The sequence below is a fragment of the Lacihabitans soyangensis genome (assembly GCF_024343775.1).
GTDB lineage: Bacteria > Bacteroidota > Bacteroidia > Cytophagales > Spirosomataceae > Leadbetterella > Leadbetterella soyangensis.
Genome location: NZ_RJUF01000013.1, coordinates 1 through 18,454, shown reverse-complemented (window position 1 = coordinate 18,454; position 18,454 = coordinate 1). Strand labels below are relative to the sequence as shown.

At 37.9% G+C, this 18,454-nt stretch carries 19 protein-coding genes; 6 read left to right on the top strand and 13 right to left on the bottom strand.

The window, feature by feature from the left end; translation table 11 throughout:
- Position 1 precedes the first annotated feature (1 nt).
- The 3 genes from EGI31_RS06865 (at position 2) to EGI31_RS06855 (ending at position 3,971) form a co-directional block, all read left to right on the top strand.
- Positions 2-334 (top strand): L-rhamnose mutarotase, encoded by a 333-nt coding sequence (locus EGI31_RS06865; RefSeq protein WP_255036453.1) that lies wholly within the window; start codon positions 2-4, stop codon positions 332-334.
- A gap of 94 nt (positions 335-428) precedes the next feature.
- Entirely contained in the window at positions 429-1,835 is a 1,407-nt protein-coding gene (locus EGI31_RS06860; protein ID WP_255036452.1) for a CotH kinase family protein, read from the top strand.
- Between the two features lie 87 nt (positions 1,836-1,922).
- Positions 1,923-3,971: an acylase gene (locus EGI31_RS06855; RefSeq protein WP_255036451.1), complete on the top strand. Its 2,049-nt coding sequence runs from the start codon at positions 1,923-1,925 to the stop codon at positions 3,969-3,971.
- A gap of 107 nt (positions 3,972-4,078) precedes the next feature.
- On the opposite strand, the gene EGI31_RS06850 is transcribed toward EGI31_RS06855, so the two are convergent.
- The 9 genes from EGI31_RS06850 to EGI31_RS06810 form a co-directional block, all read right to left on the bottom strand.
- Positions 4,079-5,440, bottom strand: a complete 1,362-nt coding sequence (locus EGI31_RS06850; protein ID WP_255036450.1) for an OprD family outer membrane porin — start codon at positions 5,438-5,440, stop codon at positions 4,079-4,081.
- 65 nt (positions 5,441-5,505) lie between these two features.
- Positions 5,506-5,925 (bottom strand): DsrE family protein, encoded by a 420-nt coding sequence (locus EGI31_RS06845; protein WP_255036449.1) that lies wholly within the window; start codon positions 5,923-5,925, stop codon positions 5,506-5,508.
- Between the two features lie 28 nt (positions 5,926-5,953).
- A complete protein-coding gene (locus tag EGI31_RS06840; protein ID WP_255036448.1) occupies positions 5,954-6,979 on the bottom strand; it encodes a c-type cytochrome in 1,026 nt (341 codons plus the stop codon).
- Between the two features lie 85 nt (positions 6,980-7,064).
- A complete protein-coding gene (locus EGI31_RS06835) occupies positions 7,065-8,744 on the bottom strand; it encodes a bifunctional metallophosphatase/5'-nucleotidase (RefSeq protein WP_255036447.1) in 1,680 nt (559 codons plus the stop codon).
- Positions 8,745-8,765: 21 nt separating this feature from the next.
- The gene (locus tag EGI31_RS06830) at positions 8,766-9,239 is read right to left on the bottom strand and encodes a DUF6691 family protein (RefSeq protein ID WP_255036446.1); all 474 of its coding nucleotides are present in this window, start codon (positions 9,237-9,239) and stop codon (positions 8,766-8,768) included.
- 3 nt (positions 9,240-9,242) lie between these two features.
- Entirely contained in the window at positions 9,243-9,815 is a 573-nt protein-coding gene (locus EGI31_RS06825) for a YeeE/YedE family protein (RefSeq protein WP_255036445.1), read from the bottom strand.
- A 197-nt stretch (positions 9,816-10,012) separates the two neighbouring features.
- Positions 10,013-11,431 (bottom strand): MBL fold metallo-hydrolase, encoded by a 1,419-nt coding sequence (locus EGI31_RS06820; protein ID WP_255036444.1) that lies wholly within the window; start codon positions 11,429-11,431, stop codon positions 10,013-10,015.
- Between the two features lie 30 nt (positions 11,432-11,461).
- On the bottom strand, positions 11,462-12,259 hold the full coding sequence (locus EGI31_RS06815) for a sulfite exporter TauE/SafE family protein (RefSeq protein WP_262925369.1): 798 nt from the start codon (positions 12,257-12,259) through the stop codon (positions 11,462-11,464).
- A 91-nt stretch (positions 12,260-12,350) separates the two neighbouring features.
- On the bottom strand, positions 12,351-12,650 hold the full coding sequence (locus EGI31_RS06810; RefSeq protein WP_255036443.1) for an ArsR/SmtB family transcription factor: 300 nt from the start codon (positions 12,648-12,650) through the stop codon (positions 12,351-12,353).
- 182 nt (positions 12,651-12,832) lie between these two features.
- On the opposite strand from EGI31_RS06810, the gene EGI31_RS06805 reads away from it, so the two are divergent.
- Positions 12,833-13,222: a VOC family protein gene (locus EGI31_RS06805; protein ID WP_255036442.1), complete on the top strand. Its 390-nt coding sequence runs from the start codon at positions 12,833-12,835 to the stop codon at positions 13,220-13,222.
- 70 nt (positions 13,223-13,292) lie between these two features.
- Positions 13,293-14,267, top strand: a complete 975-nt coding sequence (locus EGI31_RS06800) for an NAD(P)-dependent alcohol dehydrogenase (RefSeq protein WP_255036441.1) — start codon at positions 13,293-13,295, stop codon at positions 14,265-14,267.
- On the opposite strand, the gene EGI31_RS06795 is transcribed toward EGI31_RS06800, so the two are convergent.
- Positions 14,264-14,716 carry a methyltransferase family protein gene (locus EGI31_RS06795; protein WP_255036440.1) on the bottom strand — a complete coding sequence of 151 codons (453 nt, stop codon included), beginning with the start codon at positions 14,714-14,716 and terminating at the stop codon, positions 14,264-14,266. The genes EGI31_RS06800 and EGI31_RS06795 overlap by 4 nt on opposite strands.
- A 148-nt stretch (positions 14,717-14,864) precedes the next feature.
- Between EGI31_RS06795 and EGI31_RS06790 the strand changes: the two genes are divergently transcribed.
- A complete protein-coding gene (locus EGI31_RS06790) occupies positions 14,865-17,081 on the top strand; it encodes an FUSC family protein (protein ID WP_255036439.1) in 2,217 nt (738 codons plus the stop codon).
- A gap of 141 nt (positions 17,082-17,222) precedes the next feature.
- Here the strand turns inward: EGI31_RS06790 and EGI31_RS06785 are convergent, their stop codons facing one another.
- The 3 genes from EGI31_RS06785 to EGI31_RS06775 form a co-directional block, all read right to left on the bottom strand.
- Complete coding sequence (locus EGI31_RS06785) at positions 17,223-17,498, bottom strand: hypothetical protein (RefSeq protein ID WP_255036438.1); 276 nt, start codon at positions 17,496-17,498, stop codon at positions 17,223-17,225.
- 34 nt (positions 17,499-17,532) lie between these two features.
- Entirely contained in the window at positions 17,533-17,793 is a 261-nt protein-coding gene (locus tag EGI31_RS06780) for a hypothetical protein (protein ID WP_255036437.1), read from the bottom strand.
- Positions 17,794-18,056: 263 nt separating this feature from the next.
- Positions 18,057-18,454, bottom strand: a 398-nt coding sequence (locus EGI31_RS06775; RefSeq protein WP_255036436.1) for a transposase, incomplete at its 5' end; no start/stop codon positions are given.

Sequence of the window (18,454 nt, the reverse complement as noted above, 5' to 3'; positions counted from 1 at the left end):
TATGAAAAGATATTGTTTTGCCCTAGATTTAAAAGACGACGAGGCTTCTATATCCGAGTATGAAAAAATTCATGAGAACATTTGGCCCGAGATTCGAGAAACGATACTAGTAGCCGGCATAACCGACATGCAAATCTACCGAATTGGCACCCGAATGTTTATGATTATGGACACCGTGGATGATTTTTCGTTTGAGGCTAAATCGAAAGCCGATGCCGAAAATCCTATTGTTCAGAAATGGGAAAACTTCATGTGGACATTTCAACAAGCATTACCCATGGCCAAACCCGGCGAAAAATGGGTAATGATGAAGCAGATTTTTGGACTGGTGTAAAGTTTCTCTGAACGGCTTAATATTTTTTTTACAAAAAAATAACAAAAGGGAAATTAGTTGCGTATTGAAAATTAGAACACCTAATCGCCTCAATATGAAATATCTTCTTAATGCCCTTTTGATTCTTTCGCTGTTGTCATGCGTTGACAAAAACACAACTGATGACGTGGACCCTGAAACTGTTGCCACCAATCCCGATTGGACAAAAGCTAGCCATAGCAATGATGTTGAGCCCGACTACAACACTGTTTTTCCTCAAGACAAAGTAAATACCCTAGAAATCACAATTGGAAAAACCAATTGGGAAGCCATCAAAGCTGATATGGTAGCCAAAAGTAAGGGTACTTTTGGAGTAGGTGGAGGAACACAGCCTGGCGGCGGCGGACAAGGTGGTGGCGGATTACCTCCTGGTGGAAACGGAGGAGCGGTACCAAGCTTTGGGGAAGAACCTGAATATGTGGAAACGAGTATAAAATTTAATGGCAAAAAGTGGGAAAATGTTGGCTTTCGCTTGAAAGGAAACTCTACCTTGAGTTCTACTTGGAGATCAGGCATTTACAAGCTTCCATTCAGACTAAACTTTGATAAATATGAAGATACCCATCCCGAAATCAACGACCAGAGATTTTACGGATTCAAAGAATTATCGTTTTCGGCTGGTGTAAAAGACAATTCACTGATTAGAGAAAAAGTGACCGCGGATATCTTCAGAATGGCAGGAATTCCTGCTGCTCAAACGTCATTTTATAAAGTTTATATCGACTTCGGCGATGGTCACAAATACTGCGGCGTCTACACCATGGTTGAAGTAGTGGATGATACCATGCTGAAAAAACAACTGGGCGAAGATGCTGGAAATATATACAAGCCAGAGTCTAACTTCACGAGTTTTTCGGAAGCTACTTTTGAGAAGAAAAACAACAAAACCGAGGCGGATTTTTCAGACGTAAAAGGAGCTATTACTGCCCTAAACGCCTCAAATCGCACCTCAGACGCAGCTGCTTGGCGAGCAAATCTAGAAAAATACATGAACATGGATCAGTTTGTGAAATGGCTGGCCGTGAACACGACACTTGTAAACTGGGATACCTATGGCGGTATGGCCCACAACCATTATTTATACAATCATTCCACGCAAAAATTGCTTTGGATACCTTGGGACAACAACGAAGCCCTGACGAGCCAAGAACGCGTAAAACTCAACCTTTCGGGAGTAGCTACCACCTGGCCTCTGATAAAATATGTTTCGGAAGACCAGGTATATTATGCAAAATACAAAGCTTACGTAAAGGAGTTTAACGATAACACCTTTACTACTAGCAAAATGAATGCACTTTTTGACAATGCCACGAATTTGATAACGCCCTTTGTCAATGGTTCTGAGAAAGAGGCTGCTCCTTATTCTAATTTGACCAACGTTTCGCAATTTACGGCTGCTTTACCTATTCTGAAAACACATGTTGTGACTCGAAACAATGCCGTAAATGCCTTTGTGAAATAACAATTTTCATTTTAAAGGGTTAAAACAGCAACTGAAAGGATAGAAATGCGTATATTTCTAATTCTAATCGCTTATCAACCTTATTATATGAAATTCTTATTTTTCTTTTTGTTTTCTATTGCTTCTTTTGCACAAATAAACCCAGAAAACATTTCTATTGTCAGAGATAAATGGGGTGTACCACATATTTTTGCAAAAACCGATGCCGAAGTAGCCTATGGCTTGGCCTACGCCAATGCAGAAGACGATTTCAAAACTATGCAACTAACGATGTTAATTGGGAAAGGCATGCTGGGAAAGCTCAAAGGAAAAGACGGAGCAGCCGCGGACTATGCTGTTCAGTTGCTGAGATGTAGAGAAATTGTGGATGAAAAATATGATACCGATTTATCCGAAGACTTTAAAAAGTTGATTTCGGGATATGTGGAAGGTATCAATTCCTACGCCAAGAGTCACCCGAAAGAAGTTTTGGTCAAAAAATCGTTTCCTATCACCACCAAAGATTATATGACTTCCATAACGTTTTCTTTGTGTGTGATTTCTGGTGCCGACCGTGAACTGGGAAGTCTTTTTAAAGGAAATAACAAAACACTTGACAATTTTAAAGCAGCAGGTTCCAATGCCTTTGCTATTTCGTCATCAAAAACTACGGATGGAAAAACATATCTAAACATTAACCCACATCAGCCCTTGGAAGGCCCAGTGGCTTGGTATGAGGCACATTTGGTAAGTGAAGAAGGCCTCAATATTTTAGGTGGAATGTTCCCAGGTTCTCCAGTGATTTCCTTGGGCGTAAACGAAAACCTTGGTTGGGCTCACACAGTAAATTACCCCGACAAAATAGACATTTACCAGCTAGAAATAAACCCAGCCAACAAAAACCAATACAAATATGATGGACAATGGCTAGATCTGGAACAAAAAACCATCAAACTAAAAGTGAATATAAAAGGAATAAATATTCCTGTAAAAAAGAAGGCCTATTGGAGCAAATACGGAGCCACAGTAACCAATGCCAAAGGCACTTTTTCGATGAGAATGGGGGCAAATCAAGACATCAGAGGCATGGAACAATGGTACAGAATGAACAAAGCCCGTAACTATTCTGAGTTTCGAAAAGCCATGGAAATGGTGGCCATACCAATGTTCAACACCATGTATGCCGACAAAAACGACACTATTTTTTACGTGAGTAATGCGAAAATTCCTCTCAGAAAAAAAGGTTATGATTGGCAAAATACAGTGCCTGGAAATACCTCAAAAACGCTAACAACCGCTTTCCATTCGCTTAAAGACTTACCACAATATTTGAATCCAAAAAGTGGCTACTTGTTCAACACCAACCACTCACCTTTTAACGCCACAGATAAAAAAGAAAACCTTAATAACAAAGATTTTGACCCAACAATGGGCTATGAAACCCTACAAAACAATCGTAGTGAGCGTTTTGAAGAGCTTATAGGTGTCTATGAAAAACTGAGTTATGAGGATTTCAAAAGAATAAAATATGACAATCAACTTCCAAAGAATTTAAAGTTCTCGGTTGAAATAGACGAATTATACCAACTCAACCCAAAAGAATACCCTGATTTAGAAACACTTATAGATAGAATTCAGAAATGGGACCGAAAGACGGATGTAGATAGTAAAGGGGCTGCTGCCTTTTTGATTCTTTTTTATGAACTTAGAAAAAACATAAAAACCATAGACTACAACAATAGGCCAAAAATCGGCAAGGAGAGTATTTTAGAAGCTCTAAAATCGACCAAAGAATATATGATGACGCACTTTGGAAATACCGAAATCTTATTGGGCGATTACCAAAAATTGGTGAGAGGTAACATCGAAAAACCGATGTGGGGAATGCCCGATGTGTTGACAGCCTCTCATGCAAGACCTTACAAAGACGGGAAAGTAAAAGTAGAGCAAGGAGAATCTTATATTGCCTTAGCAAGATTTTCAAAAACGGGTTTGCCAGAAATAGAAACGATGCTCAACTATGGCAACTCCACGAACGAAGCCAGCCCACACTTTAGTGATCAGATAGAGAGTTATATCGCCAAAAAACCAAAAAGAATGACTTTAGATAAAGAGGAAATCTTGAAAAATGCAGTTCGGAATTATCAACCGAGATGAAAAACTCCTAAAATAACTTTCAGTCGAAAATTTCAACATAACTCATCCTATATTTGAATTTCAAAACCCACGAAAAAAAAACCGTAATATTCACCTAAAAAAACTTTTTAAAAGCTATAATTCAAAATCACATTCGTATTGCTCATATCTACTTTGTTGATAAGGTACTTTTCATCGTTATAAAGTTCGCCGTTGTTCCATTTTTTTACAAACAAAACTTGAAAATCTAAACCGTCCCACATACCTATTGGCGAATATTTCATACCAACATTTAGCTGAGAATAAGAAGGCATGCCGTATTTGTTAAGTCTACTATTCTTTACGTCAGGTAATACATATTTACCTGCACCTATGTCCAACTGAAGCTTTTTATTTGCTAAGCTTTTCGAAAAATTGCTCGTAAAAGCATGCACATCTCCCAAGCCCTCATTGCGTTCACGCTGCAAAAAAGTAAAAAGAGGATCTCTCCCCCACTCTCTTGGAAACTGAAACCTGCCCTTTTCAGTAATTCTTGAATAATTGAGATTGAAATTGTTTTTACCCCAAATTAAACCCAAACTAGAGCCCAAAACAAGTGATTTACTGCCAGCAGCCATATAGGTTTTGATTTGATCCGTATTTCCGCCAAAATTTAAAGCCTTTTGACTAATCAATTGCAAACCATAATAAATTTTACGCCTTGGTAAGGTATGATTCCACTGAAAAAAAGAGGTATTGCTCACATTTTCAATCAGATAATTCCAGGCTGTGAGTTTGGTATTTTTCAAAAATGCATAGTTACCCCCAACTATCAACAAACCCTTGGAATCAACTTTTGACAAATAATTCGACTTTTTGCCATCCACAGACACGCCCATTGGATAAGTACCGATGGAATTACCAATTTTAAACCACTCGAACGTTGACCGAGGACTAGAACGATACAACCAACCACCTTCTAGGTGCAGTTTTTTTGTGGGGTTAAAGTCACCATAAATCCCCTCCATCATCGAGCTGGTCATTCGGCCATCTTGCGGATTTACCAAGGGCGATTTTATAATTTGTTTGCCAAAAGTCAAACTTGATTTTTTGAAGAAATACTCGATATTTAACTTTTCAACCCGACTAATGAGGCTATTGTTAAGTTCAAGAACATCAAAAAGTCCGGCATCGTATCTACTGATGGTATTGGTTACGGGGTCTATTTTGGAAAAGTCACTGGAGGCCAAATCATGTACAAAAAAACCACCAAAGGTGATTTGGAAGTTCTTCCATCTCCTTGACTCGTAGTTCAGACCGCCTCCTATGGCAAGTGCATAATAATCAGTCAGGCCTTCGGAGTTATTTGTAAACATCGAAAATTGTCGAATAGAACCTTTTAAATTGCCTTTGGTAAAAATTCGTTTTAAGGAAAAAGTATCAGGTTTTGTTTCTTGACTTTGGGCAAAGAAAAAACCAAACACCAGTAAACAAGTGAGGATAAATTTCATAGAAAGTAATAAACACTATAGAGTAAAAAACAGAATAAGAGTATGGTAAAAGCCCTCTTCCAGACTTACAAACCAGCTTTAATATAGCTCCAGCCTTGTTCTTGTTTTATCACGATTTCGCCAATGCCCATAGGCACGGTTTGCATGAAAGGCAAGAGTTGCTCTTTCTTGATTTTTTTCTGTTTCATGGTGTTTTCGCAAACCACCATTTTGACACCTTCTTTTTCGACAAAATTCTGAAGTTCTTTTGCAAAAGTAGTTTTCTCGGTCATGACCATAAAAATACCATTTCCATGAAAAACCACCTCCACTTGTGACTTTGGCCAGCCTTCTTTGAAGTTTTTTAGATTGTTGATGAGTGATTTTTGCGACAAAGTATCTCCGGAAACGAATTGAAAAACGGTTTTATGTTTGCTACCGTCATCTATTTTTTGGGCGAAAACCGAAGATGTTGCAATAAGGAAGAAGAAGAGTATTTTTTTCATGATGAGTATTTTAAAACGTATTTAGAATCTATTTTTTGTTTTTGGCTTTCTTGAAATCCTCTATAGGTTTAAATGGTCCAAATTTATGCTGTTCTTCCGAAAAACCATCGTCATAAGGCCCAAAAGGGTGATCCACAGGCTTGGCTGATATTTTTGGCCAGTCCTTGCTCAAATCTTTGCTTGGTCTTGGTCGCGAATTGACATATGCCGCTATGTCCCAACTTTCCTCATCGCTGAGTTGCGGTTTATCATAAGTGGCCCCAAATGGCATGTTAGACTTTATATAACCCGCAAATCTGGAAAGGCGGTAAAGCCCAGCCCCACTGTTATAGCTGTGTGGCCCCCACAAAGGCGGATAAGTATAGGCATTTCCTTCGGCATTCATAACACCCTCGCCATTTTGCCCATGGCAGCTTACGCACTTTTGTTCATACGCCAGCTGACCTCTCACGGGATCTGCTGCACGTTTAAGATTTTTCACCTTCGTAATTCCCGTTCCTGCAGGTATAGAATCCTTCGGCACAAACTGCCCAATGAATTCTATGTAGCTCTTGATAGCCAACATTTCTCGACTATTGGTATCTAGAGCTTGACCGTTTAGACTTCTTTCAAAACAATCATTTATTCGTTTTTGAATATTTTCAACCGAACCACTCCTACCTCTGAACTTCGGATAAGTTGATAATACTGCTCCGTAGTTGTTGCCCCAAGGTCGAGTGCCGGCGTCAAGGTGACAATTCTGACAATTCATGCCGTTAGACATCGCCCTAACCTTGCCCTTTGGGCCGAGATACACGGAGGTGTTGGCTATGAGTTCTTTACCATATTTTATCAATTCGGGGTCTTTTTCGTGCACCAAGGCATCCATACTCATGGCTTGCCAAAGTGGTTTTTGATAAATTACGGTGTCTTTTGCTATCTCTACATTATCTTTTTTACTGAAAAAAAACTCAGATGTACCAGTGATAAAGACCATAACAAATGTAAAAGCCAATAAGGCCAGAGCTAAAAGCACTGACTTGAGTATTTTGAAAATTACAAATTCGTTTTTCATCTTTAAATGTTTTACCGCTAGGTCGCAAAGACGCTAGGTCCTTACTAATCAATACTATACTTATCTTTTATTAGAATTTTTTATTTCACATAAACTCATAATCATAACCACGAAGTTGCGTCAACAAAGTATCGGGTTCGTCCGTAGCAGTTGCCCGTTTTTCAAGTTTTGGTGAAATCGGTGAGTGTACATTCAAGTATTCCTCCATCAAATCATGCAACATAATTTTGCGATTTGTTGGATTTTTAACATTTTCAAACCTACAAAGCGTATCCTTCGGATCGCCATCACGTTCACACGCCACTATGGTATATTCTTTTTCCATATCCAGTAGCTGGCCGCCAACTTTTATCCAATTTACACGTTTGCCAAATGCATTCTTGGTCGTAAAGTTCATTTCCATGCCAGAATACCGTACAAACCAACCACCGAAACGCTTTGATGGATCGGTAGCAAAGGCATTTTGAAGCTCTTTTTCAGCCCATTCCATTATTTGTTTGCCTGTTACAATTCCACTTTTGGTTTCTCCATTAACGGGCAACATATTTGACAAAAACTCTCTGGTAATGGGTATCAAACCGTCAGCGTTTGGCGTCGATAAAGGCTGGCAGAATCTAAATCCATTCGATAATGCAATATCAGGCTTTAATTTCCATTTTAGAGCATCGGTAATGAAATTATCCATAGGAGTTTCCATTACATAGTACCGCATTAATGGGGTTTTCGAATAACCAATCACTTTGGACAAATCAGCCTTTAGTGGCTTCATGGCATCGTCTATAACTTTTTGTAAGTCCTTATTGGGCTTGTATTTGGTTGGATCAACATCGAGCAATTCATACTTAAATTCTTTGAGTTTTTGATTCTCAATGATCAAGTCGAGCTTACCCACAAAAGAGCCAAATGAGCCACACTCTATCACCGGGCAATACTTTCCTTGAATAGGCTTTCGCAAACGCTCGTGCGTATCGGCACCGATGATTAAATCTACACCTTCTGCAGCAGGATTATTAGCCAATCCAACTTGCTGAGCCAATCCTATATGTGCGGCTACCAAGGTAATATCACAGTTTTCAACTTCCTTTAGATATTTCACATATCTAGCCAAATTGGCCTCGGGATGTTCAAACCTTAAGCCTTCGCTATAAGCCGGCGACTGACGTTTCGGCACCAAGTGATCGGTATAGCCAATCACGCCAATTTTCACTCCATTGATGTATTTTATCCAAAAAGGTGGATAAACTAACTCTCCTTTGGCCTCATCATCAGCCGAATGCCACATGTTTGCACATATTTTGGCCGCATGACAATGCCCCATATCGTAGAGCATTTTTTTCTTTTTATAAACCACCTCCCAGTTGCCAGGTAGCATCAAATCGTACCCAAGACTGTTAAAAATGGGTATCAATGCTTCACCCTCTGTGGCAGTGGCCAATGCGTGGCCATGAAAAAAATCTCCTCCATCATAGACAATGGTATGCTCAGGATTTTGTTTTTTCAGGGTATCCAACATGGTTTTTAAAACAGCCAATCCTCCTCTTTTCTTAAAAACATTTTTGCCGTTTTCAAAGAAAAACTCGTCGTGGGTGTTTACCTGGGCATGAATGTCTGAAGTAATCAAAAAAGTAATGGTATTACCTAGTTTTGCAGTTTCTAACGTCAAACCTTCTTCAGCCTTGGCCAATGGTGTAACTACCAAACCTAGAACAGACAATAGCGAATTTTTCAAAAAACTTCTTCTTGCAGCTGCATTATTATTTTTCATAAGGTTGAATCGTTTAAACGATTAATGCGGCAAGCTTTTTTGGAGCAAGCCGTAGGTCCAAGTACCGGCCATGGCACTTAGGAAAGTCACTATAACTACCAAATAGCCAGAGCCAATTTGGGCAAATAATGGCCCCGGACAAGCTCCAGTAATGGCCCAACCGAGTCCAAACATAAACCCACCATAAATAACACCCTTAGAAAATGGCTTCTTGGCTATCACTATTTCTTCTCCATTAAGTGTTGTGATGTTGAATTTCTTGATGATAAACAAAGAAATCATACCCACAACTACGGCGGTTCCAATGACCCCATACATATGAAAACTCTGCATTCTAAACATTTCTTGGATTCTGAACCAAGAAATAATCTCGGCTTTTACAAACACAATACCGAAAAGTGTACCCACTATCAGGTATTTGATATTAGACAAAAAACTCTCTTTTTGAATAAGTTCGTTTGGTGCATCACACACCGGATTTTTATCTTCTTTCATGTCTTATTTGTTAATGAGGTTAAAAATTAATGGAAGGCCGAAATGCGTCATGGCAAAACCACCCAACATAAAAAATATGGTAGCTACCAATGAAGGCCATTGTAAACTAGCCAAACCCATAATGGAATGTCCTGAGGTACAACCACCAGCGTACCTTGTCCCAAAACCCACCAAAAAACCTCCAATCACGAAGAAAAATAAGCCTTTGAGTGTGAAAAGATTGTCAAAACTAAAAATATCAGCAGGCATTAGATTTGAAAAATCACTTACACCCAAAACTCGTAAATCGTCAATGGTACTCTGTGCTATTTGTATTTCGGCATCATTTCCGAGCCAAAAAGTACCAATGAAACCACCCAATAACACGCCAACTACGAAGAATAAATTCCACATTTCGTTTTTCCAATTGTACTTAAACAAAGGAATATTGGCAGGAATACATGCAGCACACAAATGCCTGAGTGAAGACGAAATTCCAAAGTTTTTATTCCCAATAATCAAGAGAACTGGCACCGTGAGGCCGATGAATATGCCGGCAATAGACCAATGCCAGGGCTGTTTTATAAATTCCAACATAATGTTATATTTTTTTTTGGTTTAAATAATCTTATAAAAAACAGTTGGATGAAAGGTTAAATTCAAAAAAACGGATTTGGGTGAATTAATAATGTTTTTTCTTGAAATGATACTATTGCGAAAATTAGAAAAATAATTTGGGGGTACAGAGACTGAACCCCAATTATTGGATTACTATTTAACCCTTAAAAATTTTCTTACTTCATCTTGGTTTGACAAACAAAATCAGTTCTCGGAACGTCAGTTTCAGCAATAGCCTTAAAACCACCAGCCACATCAACTACGTTGTCAAAACCACGGGATTTGAGGATAGACGCCGCCACCATTGATCTATAACCGCTGGCACAATGCAAGTAATTGGATTCTGTTTTTGAGAATTCGGTCATGTTCTTGCTCAAATTCGCCAAAGGAATATTCATGGCGTCATCCACATGTTCTGCTGAATATTCGGTAGGTTTTCTTACGTCTTTTACCAATATTTTGCCTTCCGCTGCCTTAAATTTCTCAGCAAATTCTAAAGCACTGATGGATTCTATGCTGTCAGTTTCTTTTCCAGCGGCTGTCCAAGCCTCTACACCACCATCCAAGTAGCCAATGATGTTGTCATAACCCACTCTTGAAAGTCTTGTTATTACATCCTCTCGATTTTCTTCGTCGGCAATAATCAAGATAGGCTGCTCAATATCAGTCAAAAGTGTACCTACCCAAGGAGCAAAATCACCCTTGATACCTATAAAAATAGAGTTTGGCACAAATGCGTTTTTGAAAGTTTGTTGCGGACGAGTGTCAATCATAATAGCACCAGTTTCGTTGGCAGCAGCCTCAAAAGCGGCTGGCGAAAGAGCTTGCACTTGGGATTTTACCATGTCTACGTCCTTTGCACCTGTCTTGTTCATCATTACATTTTTAGGGAAATAATACGGCGGTGGCACCAATTCTAAGCCATCCGTTACTTCCTTGATAAACTCTTCACGACTCATATTTGCACGTAGAGCATAGTTAAACATCTTTTGGTTGCCCAAAGTGTCATAGGTTTCTTTGCTCATGTTTTTACCACAAGCCGAACCCGCTCCATGGGCAGGATATACCAAAAGCGTATCTGGCAAGGTCATTATTTTGTTTCTCAATGAATCAAAAAGAAAACCAGCTAAATCATGAATCGTTAGGTCAGATTTTTGTGCCAAGTCTGGACGACCCACATCACCAATAAACAAAGTATCACCAGAGAAAATACAATACTCTTTGCCGTTTTCATCAAACAACAAATAAGTGGTGGACTCCATGGTGTGTCCTGGTGTATGCAAAACCTTGATTTTTAGCTTTCCCACTTCCAGGATTTGACCATCTGTGGCTATTAATGCCTCAAAATCTGGCTTGGCTGTTGGGCCATAAACTATGGTAGCCCCAGTTTTTTTTGAAAGCTCCAAATGACCACTCACAAAGTCTGCATGAAAATGTGTTTCGAGAATATACTTAATTTTCGCTCCGTTTTCTGTAGCCTTTTCAATGTATTGATTAACCTCACGGAGTGGATCGATGATTACACATTCGCCCTCGGACTCTACATAGTACGCTCCTTGAGCCAAACATCCCGTATAAATTTGTTCTATTAGCATAGCTTTATTTTGGTTTCTATTAATTTCAAATTAAAAAATCAGTTCCTTTACTAAAATATAAATACCCATAATCAAGACAAAATATCCAAAAATAGGCTTGAGTTTCTCGTCTTTGACTTTCTTAGAAAAATGACTTCCCAAGAAAATACCCAAAGCGGCAATAGACGTAAAAATGGCTAGGAATCTCCAGTCTATCAGTGAATTGCCATTCACATCACCCATAAAACCAATAAGTGATTTTAGCCCAATGATAACCAATGAAGTACCTACGGCTTTTTTCATAGGTAGTTTGGCCAAAAGTACCAAAGCAGGTATAATCAAAAAACCTCCACCAGCACCTACAAAACCTGTAATCATACCTACTCCCAAGCCTTCGAGTAGAATCAGTAAATACCTATAATCTACTTCCTCTACCGCTCCTTCTACCTGATTCTTACCCGGCTTAATCATGGAGTAAGAGGCTATGACCATCAAAACCGCAAACACCAAAAGCATCAGAACCGGTTTTGTGATCAGAAAATCACCAACACTAAAAATCTCTTGCGGTATAAGTGGCACCAGAAACTGCCGAGTGATATACACACTTATGATAGATGGAATACCGAAAACCAAGGCTGTTCGCCAATGGATGTTTCCTTGCCTAATATGACTGCTAGAGCCCAACAAACTGGTAAATCCAACAATAAAGAGCGAATAAGCCGTAGCCAAAACAGGGTCCACATGAAAAAGGTAGACTAAAATAGGTACAGTGAGTATAGATCCCCCACCTCCTATTAAACCCAGCGATACGCCCATTATTAGAGCACCGAAAAATCCAATTATTTCCATTATTCCAATCAAAATTCAAACAAAGTAATCTACTTAAACCATAGACTTATGAATATATGTTGTTTTTATCATATAGTCTTTAAAAAAAATATTAAAAGTGACAGGTACAGTTTTCTACACAATCGAGCAAGTTATTGATTTCTTTCAATTTCAAAGAATAATTAATAAACTGCCCTTCTCTACTTGACTGTAAAATACCTTTTAGTTTCATGTTAATTAAGTGGTGGGATACGAGCGACTGTTCGCTATTCAGTTTCTCACAAATCTCATTTACCGAAAGTGACTCATTGGCATTCAACAACTCAACAATGGCCAATCTCATCGGATGGGCTACCGTTTTGAGGATAAACGCCGCTTTCTCGAATTTCTCTAAGTTAATTTCTTGTACCATAAAAGACCAACAAATCGGAAATAAAATTAATTCAAATATATGACGATATTTTCATATAAAAAATAAACTTTAAAACTTCAATTGTAGAATCATTAAATATTAAATTGAATCCAGAATTATTTATATCACAAAACTAGGTCAGCAACCCTAAAGGAAATGTGACATTTCATACATAAGAACAAATGCAAGCAAAAGGAAAAATACTTTGGACCGATTTGACGGTAGAAAATGCCGAGCAGATTAAGGAATTCTATGGCTCGGTGGTAGGTTGGACATTTAGCGAGCAACCAGTAGCCGATTACGTAGACTACAATGTGCACAACGCACTTGAACCAGGTGATGAATGCATAGCAGGTATTTGCCATAAAAAAGGCTCCAATGCCAACATTCCCTCTCAATGGCTAAACTATGTGATTGTCAAAAATCTCAGGGAGAGTTTAGAGAACTGTCAAAAACTGGGAGGAAAAACAATGGACGGCCCAAGAAAAATGGGCAAAGATATGTTTGCCGTAATTCAAGATCCGGCAGGAGCATATTTAGCCTTGATAGAAGCCACTGAAACAGCTAACTGAACATCTATCAAAAACTCTTTCAGTTAAAAAAAATAAAATTATAGTTTTGGGTTATATAATTTTTGAAAATATGCGAGCCCTTTTATACCAAAATTATGGAAATCCTGAAAAGGTTCTTGAGGTAGCCGAGATACCAACACCCGAACCCCAACCCAACGAAGTTTTGGTAAAAGTGTTCGCAACCACTATCAATGATTTTGACTGGAGTTTGGTAACCGGCAGACCTTATTTGTATAGGTTGATGTTTGGTTTTTGGAAACCAAAAAATCCTACACCTGGCATAGAACTAGCTGGTATTATAGTTAAAATTGGCTCCGAAGTACAATTATTTAAAGAAGGTGATGCCGTTTTTGGCGATATTTCGGATTTTGGTTTCGGTAGTTATGCCGAATTTTGTTGTATCAACGAGAACGCTCTTCTTAAAAAACCTGATTTCTTAAGCATGGAAGAAGCAGCGGCAATCCCCCACGCTGCTGGTTTGGCTTTGCAAGCTTTCGAACAAATAGGTGGTTTAAAAAACGGTCAAAAAATCCTCATTAACGGTGCAGGTGGAGGAGTAGGTTATTTCGCTTTTCAGTTGGCAAAAAAGTTTGATTGCAAAATTTCTGGAGTAGATTCAGCCGAGAAAATTGAGTTTTTAAAGCATCTCGGCTATGATAGATTGATAGACTACAAAAAGGAAAATTTTACCCAAAACGACGAAAAGTATGATATCATTTTGGATTGTAAAACAAACAAACCAGTCTCTTCCTATCTGAGGTCTTTAAGTTCTGGTGGGAAATACATCACCATTGGCGGCAGAATACAAGGACTTTTGGGAGTTTATTTGTTGGGAAAAATTATCTCGCTTTTTTCAACTAAAAAATTGGAAGTGTTGGCACTAAAACCCAACAAGGGCCTGAATGAGGTTTTGGAATTAATTAAAGAAAAGAAAATACAAATACAAATTGATGGGCCTTATAGATTTGAGGAAATTCCAAGGTTAATTAATTATTTCAGCGAAGGCAAGCACTTGGGTAAAGTAGTAGTAAAAATGAATTCCTAAAATCTCGGAACAAATCTACCTGTTCGGGCTTTGTAGGCATTGTATACAGGGTATTTTTGTAAGAGTTTCTGCTCTTCGTAGTTAGTTTTGAAATAAAACAAAATCATGAGAAGTACTGAAATAGTCAGTCTAGAAAAAGACTCAGAGTAAAAAGCAAAACTGAAAACAGTTAACAATATACCGGTATACATAGGATGTCGCACACATTTGTAGACGCCAGAAGTTATCAATTCAGAATTATTTTTAGGCGTTGGAAATGCCGTCAAGGCTTTATCGAGATTGAATAAAGCTACCAGAACAATTATCAAGCCCACAATGGCCAGAATCAAACTCGGAATTTGCAAAAAAGCGGGTATCTCTAAATGGTAGTTCGTTGGAAAAAGAAATAGGAAAAACAAAAAGAATTGTATTCCAACCAGCCAGTAATCTTTTGCTAAGCGATTTGTCATGTTTTAAATATTTATGCACAAAATAGAAACATTTTTTTCAGTATTTATGTAATATTTCTTACCAAAACGTAAGATTACCAAGCCTTTTTCTAAAAAAGCGATAATATGTTTTTTTATGTTTTATTTTTGAGAAAAACATTTCAGCATCTTGCCCCAAAAGCTTAACAAACATATCAACTCATTCGATTTTTTCAGAGCTAGCATTGTCAGTGTCTTGTTGGTTTTGCCTATTTATTGGGGATTCTCAACAGATAATTACCCGGCTGGTATGTCTATTGTGGTTGGAGTAATGTTTGCCTACTTTTCAAACATAGAAGGCACCAACAGAAACAGAATCATAGGTATGTTTTACAGCCTTTCATTGGGCTTGATAGTACTCTCAGGGTTCTTATTGTCGGTAAATTTTCCTGATTACATCCGCATTCCAATACTTGCATTACTCGTTTTTGCTTCCTCCATGCTCTCTGTTTTTGGTTTTCGTGGGTCTATGATTGGTTTTGCAGGTCTATTTGCGGTAGTAATGGGCTTTATGTTGCATAAATACTCGCTACCTGAGTTAGAAATCCTAAAACTAGTAGGCCTTGGCGGAATTGTCTGTATAATTGTTTCTGCTTTAAGCCAGTTTATTTTTCAGAAAAGGCACATCCAGTTGTTATTGGCAGAATGCATAGAGCTGACGTCCAACTACCTGAAAATGAGTGATGATATCAAATGGAATGCCACGACAAACACTCCCGATTTACAGTATAGGTTGCTGAAAACCCAAAGTGCAATCAACGAAAACCACGAGTTACTTCGGAGTATGTTGATGTCAGAAAAGTCTAAATTACTATCAACCTCTGAAAACAGAAAACTCTACTTGCTTTTCATAGAAATGATAGATCTGTACGAAATGGCCATTGCTTGGAACCCTGATTTTGACGAATTTGAAGAGGAATTGGGGGAATATACACACCTTCTGCTACCATTTCAAAAAACCTCTGGTCTCGTGGCCGATGAACTACAAAAACTTAGCGAAGCACTTAGAAACAGTAAACCGTTTCGGTTAGAGTCGAAGCTTGATGAGGCTCAAATCAATGCAGAAGAAAGTATAAAAGCATACGTAGATGCTGTAAAACTCCCTAAAGCTCGTGAAGGTGCTCTGATGATGAGAAACTTGTTAGACCACGAACAAAGAGAGCTAGAAAAGCTAAAACTGATAGACAACATCTATAACAACCTGTTGCAAGAGTCACAATTGGTACCAAAAAGAAACAGCCAATTTATCACCACTCAAAACTATTCTTGGAATACTATCAAAATAAACCTTAACACCGAGTCGGTTATTTTTAGGCATTCCATTCGACTGACCATGGCCTTTTTGTTGAGTTTTATAATAGGCCAGGCACTTGACCCCACCTACACCAACTGGATTATTGTAACCACCATGGTGATTCTCAGACCCAACTATGGCCTTACAAAAAATAGGGCCAAAAGCCGCATGGCGGGCACTATCCTAGGGATGATTTTTACCTTGGCATTGGTTTATTTTGTCGAAAACAATGTAGTTTATGGCACCACGGCGGCCATTTCCTTATTGGTTGGCTTTTCGTTTATCAACAAAAACTATAAAATTGCTTCGGCTGGAATTACAATCAGTATTTTGCTTTTATACGTTTTAAACGAAAACGACTCCATCGAAATCATTCTTAACCGTGGACTTTACACTTTCGTTGGCGTTTTGATTTCACTTTTTGCCATGTATTTTATTTGGCCGGTTTGGGAAAAAGAAAATATCAAAGATGCCATTCGAAAAGCCCTAATTGCGAATCTCAACTACCTGAAAGCAGTTAATAACCTTTACAGAACGAAACAAGAAGCTGACACGGCTTACCGATTGATTCGCAAAGATGCTTTCATTAAAAATGGCAATTTGAACGGAGCATTTCAAAGATTGCAAGAGGAGCCAAAATCAAAGAAAAACCAGGTGAGCAATATCTATGCTGCCGTTTTATTAAATCATAGTTTTCTTTCCGGAATAGCGGCATATTCGGCTTATATTCAAAGCCATAAAACTACCAATACCTCAGAAAGCTTTGAAACTATCATGGATTACATTTGTGTAAACCTGCAAAATGCCATAGCTATTTTGAAAGGAAAAAGTGTGGCTAAAAACCCAGACAAGTGTTTTGAAGCCTTCGAGATTTTAGAAAAAAAATATGCGGAACTTAATCTGAAAAGAAACCTAGAAATAGAATCAGGCATTATGACCATGTCCACCGAAATGCGAAGCAAACTTCAAGAGGCCAAAGTAATTATAGAACAACTCAAATGGCTCAAAAATCTGTCTGAAAATGTGCTGGGTGCGGTGGAGGTTTTGGGGTGATTTATTTTAAACACATAGTCAGATAGAGAGCATAGGATTAATTCAACACCGAAATTTCTTTATAGTCGGAGATAAGAATTTCATGCGTTCTTTTTCAAAACTACGTTAGTTTCTCAACAATATTATTTGTTTCGCACTAGATCAAAGCTGTCCAAGATTTTGCAATTCCAAACATACTTTATTGTATCTAACAAGAATTTCTTCCCAAGGACTTCCGCCAAAAATGTAGTCTAAATAAATTCCAGCCCTGAACCATTCTTTTTCTTCACTACTAATTTCCCTTCCATTAATCAAGAATAAATCCGAGAGAGAGAGTGCTATTTCAGAGGCAATAATGTGCTCACTAATATGTTTGCCCTTTTTATCCTCACGAAACTTGGTTAGAATTTCCCTTAAATTATCGTTTGCTTCTTTCAAATAAATCATCTTTAAAGCTATTTAACAATCTAGTTTATTCAAAACTTAAATAATTAACACTGCCTACTTTTTCATGTTTTATTAAAACACCTTCTTTATAAGAGGTTTCGAAAATATCAAACCCTCCTGCACAAAATTTTTCAAATCTTATCCAAGTACTTTCTTTCATTAATACTTCACCACTTTCTGTTGCGAAATAAACAGGTATATAATTTCCATCAACGAAATTTAAAATCTCTTTTAAATTACCATTTTCACACCATTCATACCATAAACCAACTTCTTTTCTATCCACATATGAACCAAACAAATATGGAAGACCGTTTTCATAATAAAAATACCATTGTCCTACACTTTTTCCATCTATTGTTTTACCGCTTTTCGAATCTTACTCATAGCTTAAATAGTATACCTTTTTGTATGTAACAAATAATTCAGAAATTGGCCAACCACAAAAATTAACCAATACGATAGAAATTCATTTTGAAAATTTTTGATCAAGGAATTTATTTTGAAACTCAAGCCACCAAATAAAAGTATATCAACCCCTTGTGCGGTTTAAATAAACATGGCATGCTTCAACTGATTTATTGGTCTATTGTTTGACATATTTATGAATTGTAAAACAGCTACAGCGTTTACCTTTGCAACGACTCTTGTAAGCAGGCCATCTAATGATTTTGAGTAGTTTCTTTTAAACATCATTTGATCACAGAGTTGTGAAAAAAGTGTTTCAATTCTTTTTCTAATATATCGATAAGACTTATTCCACACATCTACTCTTTCTTTCATATTACCTCTAATTGGTGTTATTAGTCTGATTTTGTCTTGTTCAAAAAGAGATGTTTGATAGCCCAATGAGAGATAACCTTTGTCTGCAATTAACTCATAACCTGCAAGTTGTTCTTTTTTGTCTATCATTCCAAGATAGTTTACGTCATGAACATTGGCTGAGG